This is a genomic window from Bacteroides sp. OM05-10AA (assembly GCF_003439055.1).
In the GTDB taxonomy this organism is placed as follows: Bacteria; Bacteroidota; Bacteroidia; order Bacteroidales; family Bacteroidaceae; genus Bacteroides; species Bacteroides intestinigallinarum.
On sequence record NZ_QSUR01000015.1, the window covers coordinates 22963 to 38376 of the forward strand.

General features: G+C 43.4%; 7 protein-coding genes. 2 read left to right on the forward strand and 5 right to left on the reverse strand.

What is annotated here, in order from left to right; genetic code table 11:
- Positions 1 to 201 precede the first annotated feature (201 nt).
- Together DXB58_RS13195 and DXB58_RS13200 are read left to right on the forward strand one after the other, a co-directional pair.
- Positions 202 to 2793: a helix-turn-helix domain-containing protein gene (locus tag DXB58_RS13195; RefSeq protein WP_122137028.1), complete on the forward strand. Its 2592-nt coding sequence runs from the start codon at positions 202 to 204 to the stop codon at positions 2791 to 2793.
- Positions 2794 to 2877: 84 nt separating this feature from the next.
- The gene (locus tag DXB58_RS13200) at positions 2878 to 5358 is read left to right on the forward strand and encodes a glycoside hydrolase family 31 protein (protein WP_122137029.1); all 2481 of its coding nucleotides are present in this window, start codon (positions 2878 to 2880) and stop codon (positions 5356 to 5358) included.
- Between the two features lie 609 nt (positions 5359 to 5967).
- Here the strand turns inward: DXB58_RS13200 and DXB58_RS13205 are convergent.
- From DXB58_RS13205 to DXB58_RS13225, 5 genes are all read right to left on the reverse strand, one after another.
- Complete coding sequence (locus tag DXB58_RS13205; protein WP_122137084.1) at positions 5968 to 7113, reverse strand: ATP-binding protein; 1146 nt, start codon at positions 7111 to 7113, stop codon at positions 5968 to 5970.
- A 96-nt stretch (positions 7114 to 7209) separates the two neighbouring features.
- Positions 7210 to 9180 (reverse strand): glycoside hydrolase family 97 protein, encoded by a 1971-nt coding sequence (locus DXB58_RS13210; protein WP_122137030.1) that lies wholly within the window; start codon positions 9178 to 9180, stop codon positions 7210 to 7212.
- Positions 9181 to 9215: 35 nt separating this feature from the next.
- Positions 9216 to 11681 carry an alpha-L-arabinofuranosidase C-terminal domain-containing protein gene (locus DXB58_RS13215; RefSeq protein ID WP_122137031.1) on the reverse strand — a complete coding sequence of 822 codons (2466 nt, stop codon included), beginning with the start codon at positions 11679 to 11681 and terminating at the stop codon, positions 9216 to 9218.
- Between the two features lie 320 nt (positions 11682 to 12001).
- Entirely contained in the window at positions 12002 to 12979 is a 978-nt protein-coding gene (locus tag DXB58_RS13220; protein ID WP_032842920.1) for a glycoside hydrolase family 43 protein, read from the reverse strand.
- 45 nt (positions 12980 to 13024) lie between these two features.
- Complete coding sequence (locus DXB58_RS13225; protein WP_122137032.1) at positions 13025 to 15361, reverse strand: beta-galactosidase; 2337 nt, start codon at positions 15359 to 15361, stop codon at positions 13025 to 13027.
- Positions 15362 to 15414 lie beyond the last annotated feature (53 nt).

Genomic DNA, 15414 nt, shown 5'->3' on the forward strand with positions numbered 1-15414 from the left:
ATGATATGTTTATAATGTCAGATTCATCGCAAAAGTAAAGCTTTATATACAAACATTCGTCTGAATATCATTCATAAAAGCCCAAATTTAAGTCAAAATGCCACTTTTTTCAGCTGAATGATAAATAACTGCCTTTAACAGATAGAAAAGTCGTGCTTCATAAGCCGACTTTTTTTATCTTTGTAATCTTGAAACATAGCCATGACTACCAATAGTTTGAGAAACATACGGATTCTGCTCTGCTTATTTTTCTGTTTCAGGATGACACCGTTCATATATGCCGGTGAATTCCTGTTCACCACCATCAATGCGTCGCAAGGATTGAGTGATAACCAAATACGTTATATCCTCCAATTGCCCGACGGAAGAATGGTATTCACCACCAGCGGTAATGTAAATTTATACGACGGTGTACATTTCAGCTATCTTCACCGCACCACGGAATACGTATATCCATTAAACCAATATAACGGGCATTACCGCATTTACCAGAGTGGGGATTCTCTTTTATGGATTAAAGATACTCACAAACTGATGTGCATTGACCTGTACAGAGAGGAATACATTCCTGATTTAGATGCTTACTTTAAGAATAGAGAGATACAAGCCCCCGTAGAAGACCTTTTTGTAGACGATTCAGGACACACCTGGCTACTCATTGCTAACGAATTACTGGAATTAAACAACAAGACCCGTATAACCTTGCCCGACAAGTATTCCGGAAAATTGCAGGACCTGAATGCCGACAGTACCTCCCTATATTTATTCTATGACACAGGCGAAGTGTCCTGTTATCACATAGCCGACCAAAAAACTGTATACAATATAGCCGCTTATCCTGCATCCGAACAGGCTGAATATCAAAAGACTTCTCTCGTCGTCAAAAGTGCAGACGGCTTCTATCAACTACGCAACGGGCGTAAAGGCGGTTTATTCTATTTCAATAGCCACGAGCGCACATGGAAAAAACTCTTCGAACAGAACTATACTCTCAACACCCTTATCATTACCCCTAATGGTGAGAAAGCCTATATCAGTTGCGTTCACGGGGTTTGGATGATTGACCTCCACACAGGAACACAAAAATACATTCCCCTATTGGAAACCGGAAACGGACAGATTGTCTCTACCGAAATCAGCACTGTCTTTCAAGACCGACAAGGAGGGTTATGGCTCGGAACTTTCAATCGGGGATTATTATATCATCACCCGTCCATGCATAAACTGACTCATATAGGTCGCAATGCATTTCCCGTCTCCCCCGAAGAAGAAATCAATATTGAATCTTTCGCCGAAGATAAAAATGGAAATATCTATCTGAAAGCTCATTCCCGAATTTATCGACTGACAGCTAATGAACAAAAATCCTATGTATTAAAGTCAGCAGCTATCCCGTCTGTCTCTCCTGAAATACTGAATCGGTTGAACCCCAACAAGAACCATCATTTCAGAAATAAAGTATACAATACATTATATACCGACACACGCGGATGGACATGGGCAGGAACTCCTGACGGGCTGGAACTTTTTACCAGCGAAAACGACTCTGCCCCACGTATCTTCTATCGTGAAAACGGATTGAGCAATAACTTTATCCAAGGCATTATTGAGGACAAATATCGAGACATCTGGGTAACGACCAGTAACGGTGTCACACGCATCCACATAAATCCGGAGAATAAGAACATCAGTTTCACCCGGTTCAATCAGTTGGACGGTGCTTTGGACGGCGAATACATAAAAGATGCCGTATTCAGTTCTTCCGACGGCACTCTCTATTTGGGTGGTATTGATGGCTTTAGCATATTCCATCCCGACAAGGACTCCATTCATCCGATGCTTCCTGATCCGCCTGTTTTCACAGCCTTACGCTTGTATGGAGAAAAAGTGAATACAGGAAAAGAATATGGCAACCGCATCATCCTGTCCAAGGCTGCTCCTTATACAACCGAAACCGAACTGGACTATAACCAAAACTTCCTGACTTTCGAATTTTCAGCATTGAATTATATCAATCATGAACGCACATACTACCGTTATCAACTGGAAGGTATCGACCCGCAATGGATGAGTACATTTGCAGGAAGACAGGGAAATGCGACTGTGGGGAAAGGTCTTCTTCAAGCTGTTTACACCAATTTACCACCGGGAGATTATACATTCAAAGTCATGGCCTCGGACAATCCTCTTCAGTGGAACGGCAAAGTGACAGCTATAAAATTAACCATCCATGCACCGTGGTGGAAAACAACCACGGCTTATATCCTGTATGCAGTCATTTTATTACTGATTGCTTTCACCGGTATCCGATTGTATATCTATTGGAGCAGAAAGGAAATGGAACGCAAGCATAAAGAAGAGATTCTATTACTCCGTATCCGCAACCTGATCGAACAAAATAATTCTCTAACCTGTGGCATAGAAGAAACGTCTCCCGACCATCAGCAACAGGATACGGAAGAGTCTGCATTTCTGGCACAAGCCATCAAACTGGTGGAACAGAATCTGCACGTCAATGGCTATTCGGTGGAGCAACTAAGCCGCGATCTCTGTATGGAGCGAACGGGATTATACCGCAAACTGGTGACTATGCTCGATCAGTCTCCCAGCCTCTTTATCCGTAACATTCGCCTGCAACGGGCAGCACAACTGATAACAGAGGGCAAGCTAAGTATTACAGAAATTGCGGAACACACAGGTTTTAGCAGTTCCAGTTATTTAAGCAAATGTTTTCAGGAAATGTATGGATGCCGCCCATCAGAATATGCCGAAAAAGCGAAGAAATCAACGTGATTACTGTTTGTTTCAACCTGATTGTTGTCCGTTTTGCTTGCCTCCGCCCTACTTTTGCTGCATCATAAAGCACTTAAAAAAACCATGAAAATGAATCTTATTAGAAAAGCCGGTTTCTTGCTTGTATGTGCAACAATGGTTGCAGCAGGCAATGGTACAGCACAAAATGTACAGCGTACCTCACAAGGCATCAAGTGTGCCACACAGGGGATGGATGTCAACGTAGAGTTTTATTCACCCTCCATTGTCAGGGTTTATAAGACGCCCAGTCAGAAATCTTGCAATAAAGAAAGTCTGGTCATTGTCAAAACGCCCGAGTCGACTCCTGTTTCTTTCGGTGAAAAGGGGAAAAAAGTGACATTAAGCAGCCGTCTTATCCAAGTGGAAGTGAACCCGGAGACTGGTGGTATCCATTTTTTCGATTCGTCCGGCCAACGTCTGTTGACGGACAAGGATTACGGAACACAATTCACTCCTTTCAATGATGCAGGTGTTCCGTCTTTCAATGTCCGCCAGGCTTTTTTGCTGGATAAAGACGAAGTAATCTACGGTTTGGGACAGCAGCAGACGGGTAAAGTGAACCAACGCAATCAGAAACTGTTTCTCCGCAATCAAAATATGAGTATCTGTATTCCGTTTATTCATTCCGTCAAAGGATATGCCCTTTATTGGGATAATTACTCTCCCACTACTTTCCTCGACAATCCGCAAGAGATGTCGTTCGACTCGGAAGTAGGCGATTGCGCTGATTATTATTTCATTTACGGTGGCAATGCGGACGGTGTAATAGCCGGAGTGCGCGAGCTGACCGGTCAGGCCCCGCTCTATCCGCTCTGGACACTGGGATTCTGGCAATGCCGCGAACGCTATAAAAGTCCGGACGAACTCTGCGAAGTAGTAGACAAGTACCGTGAACTGAAAGTACCTCTGGACGGTATCATCCAGGACTGGCAATACTGGGGATGCAATGAAAACTGGAACTCGATGAAATTCCAAAACCCACGCTATATCAACAAAATGGGTGATCCGGAATACATGAAATTCCTCCCGAACGGAGAAGACAGAAATGCTAATTATGGAACGCCACGCATCAAAAGTCCGAAAGAAATGATCGACTATGTACATAAACAGAATGCACATATCATGATTTCAGTATGGGCCTCGTTCGGTCCGTGGACAGAGATGTACCAGAAAATGGATAGCCTGAAAGCATTGCTTCACTTCGAGACATGGCCTCCCAAAGCCGGAGTAAAACCTTACGACCCGTTCAATCCGACAGCACGCGATATGTATTGGGCAGAAATGAAAAAGAATATCTTCGATCTCGGAATGGATGGCTGGTGGCTCGACTCTACCGAGCCGGATCATCTGGAAATCAAGGACAAAGATTTCGATACCCCCACTTATCTGGGTTCATTCCGCAGAGTGCACAACGCTTTTCCTTTGATGTCCAATAAGGGTGTATACGAACATCAACGTGCCACCACTTCCGACAAGCGGGTATTCCTGCTCACACGTTCGTCTTTCCTAGGACAGCAACGTTATGCGTCACATTCATGGAGCGGCGATGTAGTCTCTACCTGGGAAGTGATGAAGAAACAACTGGCGGCAGGACTAAATTACTCACTATGCGGCATACCATACTGGAATACCGACCTAGGAGGCTTCTTCGCATGGAAATATAACAATAATGTACACAATATCGCTTATCATGAATTGCACGTGCGCTGGTATCAGTGGGGAGCATTCCAGCCGATCATGCGTTCACACAATTCCAGTCCGGTAGCTGTGGAAATATACCAGTTCGGCAAGAAAGGAGACTGGGCTTATGACGCACTCGAAAAATATACTCACCTGCGCTATCGCCTTTTGCCCTATCTCTACAGCACTTCATGGGAAGTTACCAACAAAGCGGGCAGCATCATCCGACCACTCATGATGGATTTTCCTAAAGATAAGAAAGTACTCGAGATGGATACAGAGTATATGTTTGGCCGTAATTTCCTTGTCCGCCCCGTAACTGATTCGCTTTATACATGGCAGGACGACAAACAGAACGGCTATCAGAAGAATATGAATAAGATAGGAAAGACAGATGTTTATCTACCCGCAGGTGCCCAATGGATTGATTTCTGGACTGGAAAAAGCCTGAAAGGCGGACAAACCATCCAGCGTGAAGTGCCTATCGACATCATGCCTGTCTATGTCCGTGCAGGTTCTATCCTACCCTGGGGACCGGCTGTACAATATTCCACCGAAAAGAAATGGGATAATCTGACACTTCGCATTTATCCGGGTGCCGACGCTGAATTTACTCTTTACGAAGATGAGTTCGACAACTACAATTACGAAAAGGGAGCATACACTACCATTGCCATGAAATGGAATGATAAAGACCGCACCCTGACGATTAACGACCGGCAAGGTAACTACAAAGGAATGCTGAAAAATCGTAAATTCAACATTATCATTGTAGAACCGGGAAAAGGTTGTGGTGACGGTGATGCTACGACATTCGATCAATCTGTTTCTTATAGGGGAAAGAGAGTAGACTTAAAATTATAAAGTTTCAACTTTACAAATACAGCCTTCACCCTTCACAATGCCCTATTCATCGGCATTATCGGGTGAAGGCTGCTCTTTCATCCGCCTTTCACCCTCCGTTTTCTTAACCCTGTATAATTCTTCTCCACCTGTTACTTCTAAAGACATATCTAACCTGTTTCCCACTCATTACTAACTAACTTCTTTTTCATTAATAACAAACTTTCTTTTGATTACTGGTAAACTTCTTATTACCAGTATGTAAACTTGCTTTTCATTAAATGCAATCTATAATTGCAAGTTGCGTTTATAAAAACAAAAGCTTTGATTATATAAATGCAAGTTTCATTTATACAATCAAAGCTTGCATTTATAGTTTTCTTATGATGCAAAGAAAGTTTGGTCCCTATACAAAGGAAGTTTATCCCTTATAGAAAAGAAGTTTTCCTATAATAGTCCGGAAGCTATCTGCTAACACTTCTTCTGCCAACTATAGATAAAAGATTTAGCAGAAGACAATCTGTGAAAGCCAGGGTAGAAAGGTGAAAGGAAAGTGAAAGCCTGCCCTTCACCCGCTAATGCCGATGAATAGGGCATTGTGAAAGGTGAAGGGTATTTTCTTGAATATGATTATTTTAGTATACCAGCGTAAGGCAATGTCTGCAACCACAATTCCATAAAACGGTCGTATACACAATATCCCTCTTCCGCCTTAAATACATATTCTTTATTAATCAAAAATTTAAGGGCTGCATTAATACTACTCGAACCTTTCAATCCATATTTCTTAATAAATATAGAACTATTAATAGCCGCTACGAATTGCTCCCGGGCGATAGCGCGCAACAAAGTTGATTGATTTTCGGTCAACATACCATATAAGCGCTGGTATTCATCCACCTCGGAACGAACTATATCTGCCAAACATTTCTCAAATATAGTTTCATTCAATATGGGTTCCTTTTGTTCATAAAGTCGGTTCAACACATACTGTATATACCATGTATGCCCATTAAAACGTTGATAAATTATCTGAAAGAGTTCATCACTCAAATCTTTTCCTCCGGCCTGCATCCAACGTATGGCAAAAAGAGAATAATGCTCTAAAGGGATGGATGTCAGATTCATCTTTTCCGTACTCCGGTAAAAAGGACGTTTTGCTGAACCAAACATTTCTGCCATCAGATGTTGTTTGCTTCCTGAGAAAATGAAATGTACATGAGGTAAAAACTGGATGTAAGAGCGCAACAAGCCTTCTACCCCTTTTTCCGGATATTCAGTGATCTGCTGAAACTCATCAATAGCGATATAACATTCTTTTCCCGAATGTTCCAGGTAATCAAAAATCTCTTTTAATGTTGCTTGTGCCTGGGAAGGTTGAAAATCAAGAGTTGCTTGTGGCACTCCCGTTAAAACATCGGGGGAAAACACTAAACGACAACTTTTAAAAAAGCCACTGATTGCCGCCAACGTCTTCTGCGATAAATTATCTAATTTACCAATCACAGTCTGCCCGAACTGAATGATAAAATCATCCAGACATGTCGTAGAAAAAATATCCATGTAAAAACAAGCTGTCTCCGGATACTCCCGTCGTATCTGATGAAAGACGTTCTGTATTAATCCGGTCTTACCCATACGGCGAGGACTCATTAAGGTCACATTTCTTCCATTCCGTAAAGCGGAAATCAAATGTTCCGTTTCTTCTATCCGATCACAGAAATACTTAGGACCAGCATAGGCATAAATCAAAAAAGGATTATTTACGTCATTCATATTCAAGCAATTATTTATAGCGTAATTGTTGTAGCACTTTTTATGCTACACAAATTACGCTATAAATATTGATTTTACCAAACTTTTGCCGAACAATCATTTCCCATATGATCCCGCCACGCTTCTATTCACCAATACAACGCCTCCCTGTGGAAGGATTTCCAGTTGCACTTTTCCGCTTTCTTTTACTTTCAACGGCACAAGTTGAGGTTCTCCTTTTTTATCATCCTTATACAGAGAAATGGTTTTTCCGGCAAACATATCTAAATCCAGTTTCAACTTTACGATTTCTTTCCCGGCATTCACAGCCGCCAAATACCAGGTGTCACCGTGGCGACGTGCCAAGACTACATATTTTCCCGGATATCCGTCAATGAAACGTGTCTCATCCCACGTAGTAGGAACCGCTTTCATATAGTCCATACAAACAGGGGAAACATCTTTCAGGTTGTTGGGGGCAAGCGCAAAATTCTGTACCGGATTCTGGAATAATACGGTAGTGGCTAATTGAAAGATATCAGTAGTACGGCGGGTAGTTCCTCCGTCGTTGTTGCGATTCAGGCGTTTGTTCAAGAAACAACCACCGAATTCCATGCAACCCACCGCGTTGCGGATAAACGGATGCAGACAGGCATTGAAAGCCTCTTCATCACAGAAGTGCTGGCCGAAAACCATATTTTCGGAGGCCAGTACAGCCTCGCTGCCTACATAGTTCGGGTACATACGTTCCCATCCGCGAGGGATGGTGCAACCGTGGAAGATTACCATCAGACCGTGGTCGTCAGCATCACTCAAAATATCTTCATACAGGCGCATCGTTTCCTGCTTGTCGCCACCAAAGAAATCAACTTTGATTCCTTTCACTCCAAGGCTTTGCAACCATTTCATTTCACGTTTGCGGATAATAGCATTGTCCATGTGATTCACCGGCCCCTGCTCAATATCATTCCAATAGCCGGAAGAGCTATACCATAAGAAGAGTTCCACTCCTTTGCTTCGTGCGTATTCTATCAAAGATTTCATGCGGTCACGGCCGATGTTCGTATCCCACCAGTTATCGATCAAAGCATACTCATACCCCATTGCAGCTGCAAAATCAATATAGCGCACCTGATCGTCATAGTTAATACTACCATCCTGCCAGAGAATCCAGCTCCATGTGCCGCGTCCGAAACGGTAGTCATGCTTCGTTTCATAAAGAGGACGTACGACATCCCATATAACGGTTGTTTCCACAATCGGTTTCAAGGTTTCGCCAACAGTTATGGTACGCCAGGGAGTAGCACCGGGAAGGGCAAACGCCGGAGCAGAAGTTCCGTTACCGTTATTTTCTGCTGCCATCGGGAAAGCAACCGTATACAGATTACCTTCGCTTACATCGCTCAAACGAGAACCGCAATAACGACTGTCCACACCTGTTTCGCTGACTAATACCCAACCATCGTCACCGATACGGAACAGACAAGGGAATGTGTAGCCATGCCCGTACTGCGAACGGTCACTCATGGGAGCATCTGCCTTATACTCTTCCTCATAACTGGGTTTGGTACGCTTCCAACCTATCATGGCATCGCTTTGCGGACATAAGAAAGTAGTTGTTTGTTGCGGAAAGCGAAAGCCGGTTTCTTCAGCAGTTACCGTTACACTTCCTTTTCCATCCTGACGCGGAAGAGTATAGCGAAAAGCTACATCGTGATTGCTGACACGAAAGACTACATCTATTTTCTGCCCTTTCGGATTCTCAAAATTACAAATCAGTTCGTTTGCCTGATAATGCACTTTGAAGGTTTTAATACGACCCTGATGATAGACAGTATCAATCGGAGTAACAGCGTGTCCTGTAAATTTCATGCCTTTTGCAAAGTCACCGATATTCGTATTCATACCCAAAGGAGATTTCTCCAACATTGTCTTTCCATTGTAGGTAATCGAATAACTTGGCTTTTCGGCTGGAGAAGCAGATACAACCAATTGCAGTTTTTCATCCGGCCCTTTCACTACCACTTCCTGTGCTATCAGAGAAGTCAGACAGCAACTAGCCAGCAGGGTACTTATTATCTTCTTCATATTATTTATGTCGTTATTATCTTCACTTTTTTCTGTTATTTCTCATTTGCCTTCTTTATGCGGATCACCGTAAAAGAATAGGCAGGTAATTGATAGTCAAACTTTTCTGCTACTTCCATCGTGTCTTCAACAGGTAGCGGGGTATCGGTCGGTTTGCCGGTCAGTACGGTTCTTTTTGCAGAAGACTGTATAGCACCGATTCCGGAAAGGTCGACATTCGTATTCACTTCTACGGGAAGTAAATTGACCAGTTTCACAATCACGTCACCACTTGCCGAGTCACGGACAATAGAAGAAGCAATGCGTTTCCGCACTTGATCGTCTCTATTATCAAGAGTGATCTTTGACGGCAAATATTCATTTCCGGCATTCTGTCCGTAGAGTTTCTGAACATAGTAGCCGGTGGTAGGTTTCACTTCCCGGTTATTGAAGTAAATCAAATCCGGATTCCACTGGGTATGTCCTTCTTTAGCGAGAAGAGGGGCATAGGAAGTCATGTGTACAACATCTCCATTACGTTCCAAGGCTGCAAGATAAAGAGCTTCTGTCAGTGCTGTTTCGATATTCGCCTTTCGTCCCGGTATGTGAGTTGCATATTCGCCCAAGTATACTTTTGTCTTTTTCGAACGATCGTATTTGTCGTAGAAATCCTGGTTGTTCAGGAACCATCCCGGAGTCTGGTAATAATGTTCGTCGACCATCGGAATACCCAGTTTGTCCGCCAGCTTCCATCCTTCCACGTAGTCTGTACCCTCATTGAACGGTCCCACTGTACCGACAACAATCATTTCAGGATATTTTTCTTTGATGGCATTGAAGATCATCGTGAAGCGTTCTTCGAAGATATCAGTGATAAGATCTTCATTTCCGATACCGATGTATTTCAGATTGAATGGTTTCGGATGCCCGGCTTCGGCACGTACCTTTCCCCACTTTGTCTTCTTAGCGTCACCGTTTGCCCATTCTATCAGATCAAGAATATCCTGAATATAAGCTCCCATTTCGCTCATCGGGATACCACCTTGTTGTCCTCCTCTCAAGTCGCCGTGACAGGCAGAGTTCTGGCAAGGAACACCGGCCGCCAGCACTGGAAGCGGTTCCGCACCAATATCTTCGCAAAACTGGAAATATTCAAAATAACCCAATCCCATGCTTTGATGGTATCCCCAAAGGTTACGCTGTGCTTTTCTTGCTTCCAACGGACCTACTGTATTTTTCCATTGATAAATGTTTTTCAAGCCATCACCATGAGCCACACAGCCACCGGGGAAACGGATGAAACGGGGATGAATATCAGCCAACACTTGAGCCAGATCTTTGCGAAGCCCGTTCTTACGTCCTTTAAATGTATTCTGCGGGAATAGGGAAATCATGTCCAGATTTAATTCACCAACAGATTGAGGGATGATTTCGAGATGAGTGTCCGCAGTAGCTTTAGCAGTTATCACTGCTTTATATGTTTTCCATTGACGGGAAGACACTGTTAGAGAAGTTTCTCCACACACATTTCCTTTTCCATCTACCAGACGAACCTGCAAATTATTTGATTTACCCTGCGGAACACGGGCGAAGATGGAAAAATCATATTTCTCTCCGGTGTTCAGTGCGATTCCATCAAAACCTGTATTTTCTAATGCAGCTCCCGGCTGTTCTACATTCAGCACGGCATAATGTGGGTTATTGATATGAATAGGGTCGGTAGTATCAATAGTGAAAGTCGTTTTCTCTCCTTTCAGTGCCCAGGAATGAGTGCTGTTCCAGTTCTTATCTCCTTCCCTGTCCGAAGGGTCGTACTCGAAGTCGCGGTTTTGGATAAGTTCTGCATAGAGTCCTCCGTCTGCAGAATAATTGATGTCTTCAAAAAAAGCGCCCAGCAACACATCACTAATGGCTTTTGCGCCTTCCGGTTGTACAGTGACCGTTGCTTTTACAGGCTTCAAACCGGCAAAACGTTCTCCATCCTGTACCGGACGTTCTCCATGTAATGAGTTCCGATATTGATTCCAGCCATAATTTTTATCCAATCCATCCACCAAGGTCCAAGCTACCCGGTTGATATTTCCTTTCTGCTCTTCTCCGGCAACAATAGCTTTCACTCTCACTCCGTCAAAATCCGGCGTAGTACGGGGATATTTCTGACTGGTCCAGTTGATTAAATCCTTGGAAGTAGCCTGGCCGTATCCATCATGGTCATTCAGTTTCCAGGTACAAATCCATTCGCCATCGGGCGATTGTTTCAAATAAGGATCGAGCATTTTCTTCTGTGATCCCCAGCGGCTATAATCGCACCGGAGATATCCGTAGTTCCGGCCAATTTCAAACCAATTTTCTTTATCTGTACTCCAGGCAAAACGGAGTCCGCTGCGTCCGTCGTCTCCGGAAGTTGCAAAAGAAAACAGATAAACCGAATCGGGTGTACTCGTCATTTCTTTGATTGCAGCTAAAGTGACCTGCTGAAACGACAAAAACAAGACAACTAAAAAGAGGAATAATTTTCTCATGGTATATATTGCATTAAGATTATCAATCGCAAAGTTAAGATTTTCATCATTCTAACAAGCGTGTTTCATATAATAATTGGTAATTATACACTTAAAAATATATAAGAAACAAGTAAACAAGGGTAAAATATACACTTTTTCCCGTATCGTATACTGTTTTCCTGGATTACAACTAGTTGAATCCATCTTATCAGAATAACTCAAAAGAAAACAAAAAGATGGGAATACTCACTGGGAAGCGAAGATTACCCGCCTGAAAAACAATTGGTTTAACAAATCTGGGACAGGTGTTTTTCTCCTGTCCCACGAGATATTTTAGTTCAGAAACCTTCGGGTTTACCATAGACCTTGAAGAGGCGTTTCAACTCTTTTGGGGTAATCGGTATGACAGTGCCATGGCGCGGATGGAAATCCATACTGATAGCATGGTCAATCACTTTGAAATGTTCCAGATCGGAACTTTCAGTAAACTGGTATTTACCTTTCGTATATACATCATACATCAAAATATACTTATCGGAACCAACCAGCGGGAAAATACCCGAACCTTCTACCGGATCCTTCGTCTGCTGTTTATAGTCATCCGATTCTGTCCATTGGCCGGAGGTTAGAGAGGAGGTAGTGGCCTTTTTAATTCCATTTCCATTCCCTTCCGTTTTGTAGAACAAATGATAGAGTCCATCTTTGTAAATAATGTCGCCGTCAATACATGATTTTTTGTTTTCCGGAAGAAACAGTGGCTTCGGCTCTCCTTCTATATCGGTAAAATCTTTGTTGGCATAAGCATAATAAATGATATCGGGACCATTGCCATGTTGCATGGACCAGTAAACCATGTACTTTCCTGCTTCCCTATCATAAATAGTTTGTGGAGCCCACACACGTTTCAAATCCTCCTGATTGGGATATTTTTTCTGGATATTCACGATATTGGAAGTCCAGTGTACAAGGTCTTTTGATTTCAATAATATCATGGCACGGTTAGAACTCCATCCATTGCCGGATACCATATCTGTCACCACCATATAAAATGTCTTCCCATCTTCACAGCGCAAGATATGGGGATCACGTACTCCACCTGTTGAACTAATCACACGGGAATCAAGTACCGGCTGATTTCCATTCAAGGCTTTATAATTATATCCATCGAGGCTAACAGCCATCCGAACGGCTTCTTCACTCATGCGATTGCCGGTGAAGTAAACAAACAGGTAAGCAGATTGCTGGCAATACCCAGTCAACACTCCCACAAATAGGAATGCGAAAAGAATTATATTTTTCTTCATATTCATCATCATTTCAATGCTTTTTCATCCATTGTTTTATTCTTGTTCATTCACTGTTTAGTAGTTGAAATCAGCAGGTTTCACATATACACGATATTCCTTAATCATACCCGGATACCCTTTTTCGGCGCGGGGCAGATAGCGGAAACCGGTCACATTTTCCACTTTGCTCAAGTCAATTACCAATTGATGAGGATAAGGAACATTGTCCACTGTCATCCAGAAAGTGGATTCCTGCAAGTCGAATATCTTGTCGGCTGTACGGTTGCCACTACGCGTTTCTTCACTATCGGCATAACGAATCTTCCAATGTTCGCGGGATACCGGTTTACCATCAGCTCCCAGGACATCAAACTCTGCTATCGCTGCGATGTTATCATTTGCTTGCGGAGAAAGTGCTTCCAGACAGAAATAACGTCCTTTCACCGGAGTGGCAAATCGCACTTCCTGCCAGCCGTTACCCGGAGTGAAAGCTCCTTCATGGGCCACTTTCTCACCCGTCAGTTTCAGTTTTTCTCCATCCTTGCGGTGTGTTTCGGGAGCTTTTTCACGAAGTACATTGAGAATTGGTTTCTTCAAACCTTTGATGGAAGCCCGGGTAGGACCTTTCAAATCCAGAACGAGGATTTCATTCTCTCCTTCTTTCAGCCAGCAACCCGGCATAAAGAGAGTCTGCTGCGGACCGATTTCCCAAAAACGCCCCATTGCATGACCGTTCACCCAGACCATACCTTTTCCCCATGTACTCATATCCAGGAAAGTATCTCCTACTTTATCCAGTGTAAAGGTACTCTTATAATAGGCAGGCATAGTCGGTAATATCTTTGTATCGCTATATTTCTTATCTTTTATAAAGGAATAATCTACCGGGAAGTTATACACAGTCCAGTTTTTCAATTCCTTAGTCTGGTTACCCGAAATAAGTTCCACCTTTTCGGTGATTCCTTTGCGGTCGTGGATGGATTTGTCAAAGTTAACACGTCCCATTGCTTCCACAAGAATATCCAGTTGTGTGCCTTTTTTCAGCGCGGGCAGGGTCGTTGTAAATTCTCCCTTACGACGATCCAAGCGTGCCAGCAGTTTACCGTCGGCATATATCTGCGCCCAGTCATGCACTTCCGTAATTTTCAAAGTGGTGCCTGCAAGAGTCGTTTCGGACAATGTGGTACGATACAGAATCGTTCCCCATCCCTGGTTGAATTGTTCCATCGGTTGAATATCCACCGTTTGTTTTGCCTCCGGCAGATTTGAGAAAAGCGGAGCCACTTTATGGAAATGAAACTCGGGGATTTCAATAACAGGCAGAGCTGCGGGCACTGCGGGCAACGTCTCACCTGCCGGAAGATAGTTTTTCAACAAGTCACGAAGCAAGAAAAACTTATCGGTCGTCCATCCGGGTTCGCTAATCGGAGCATCATAATCGTATGAGCTGCACATGGCGGAATAAGCTGGGTTGTTCGCACCTCCCCAATGTCCGAAAGTCGTTCCTCCGTGAGTCATATACAGACTGAAAGAGATGTTCCGGTCGAGCATATCCTTGATGCCCTGTACCATATCTTTTGCAGGACGTGTCTCATGTTTGCGTCCCCAGTGGTCGAACCATCCGCTCCAGAACTCGCTACACATCAACGGAGTTTCGGGACGAAGTTCTTTGAGTTTTTTAAATTGCTGGTCGATATTGGCACCTGTTCCAAAGTTCACGGTCCAAATCAGGTCATCGAGCGCGTTATTGGTGAAGTTACTGCTCCAGTCGCATTGAAACAGAGGTACATCGGTAAAACCGGATTCACGAACCAGGTCGCGCACGGCAGAAACATAAGGTTTGTCGATTCCATAAGAACCGTATTCATTCTCTACCTGTACCATGATGATATTTCCTCCTTTATTCACTTGCAGCGGAGCCAGTTGCTTACCGACCTCTTTCATAAAGATGCCTACCCGTTCCATATAATAGGGATCGAGCGTACGCAAGGCTATATCTTTTTTCTTCAACAGCCACCAGGGAAGTCCCCCCATCTCCCACTCCGCACATACATACGGACCAGGACGGACAATGACATACATACCGTGTTTCTGTGCCGCACGGCAGAAAGCTGCAATATCATTCTGACCGGAAAAATCGAACTTTCCTTCTTCCTGTTCATGGATATTCCAGAAAATATAAATACAAATAGTATTCATGCCTAACGCCTTGCACATCTCAATGCGATGCTCCCAATAAGCTTGCGGGATGCGGGTGTAATGCAACTCGGCAGCCTTCACCACAAACGGTTTTCCATCCAGCAAGAATGTGTTCTTGCCTGCCTCAAACTTCCGTGCAGTAGTTTGCGCCTGTGCAGTACTAAAGAAAATAACTGTAAAAAGTACCAGTAAAGCAATCAATCTGTTTTTCATGGTTTATTCAAAAATAGAATTTTAATAGTATACGGCAAAGGTAGGCGATTCAC

Excerpts from the sequence above, each read along its gene's own strand:
- DXB58_RS13215 (WP_122137031.1), bottom strand. The coding sequence starts at position 11,681 with ATGAGAAAATTATTCCTCTTTTTAGTTGTCTTGTTTTTGTCGTTTCAG.
- DXB58_RS13195 (WP_122137028.1), top strand. The coding sequence starts at position 202 with ATGACTACCAATAGTTTGAGAAACATACGGATTCTGCTCTGCTTATTT.
- DXB58_RS13225 (WP_122137032.1), bottom strand. The coding sequence starts at position 15,361 with ATGAAAAACAGATTGATTGCTTTACTGGTACTTTTTACAGTTATTTTC.
- DXB58_RS13200 (WP_122137029.1), top strand. The coding sequence starts at position 2,878 with ATGAAAATGAATCTTATTAGAAAAGCCGGTTTCTTGCTTGTATGTGCA.
- DXB58_RS13210 (WP_122137030.1), bottom strand. The coding sequence starts at position 9,180 with ATGAAGAAGATAATAAGTACCCTGCTGGCTAGTTGCTGTCTGACTTCT.
- DXB58_RS13205 (WP_122137084.1), bottom strand. The coding sequence starts at position 7,113 with ATGAATGACGTAAATAATCCTTTTTTGATTTATGCCTATGCTGGTCCT.
- DXB58_RS13220 (WP_032842920.1), bottom strand. The coding sequence starts at position 12,979 with ATGATGATGAATATGAAGAAAAATATAATTCTTTTCGCATTCCTATTT.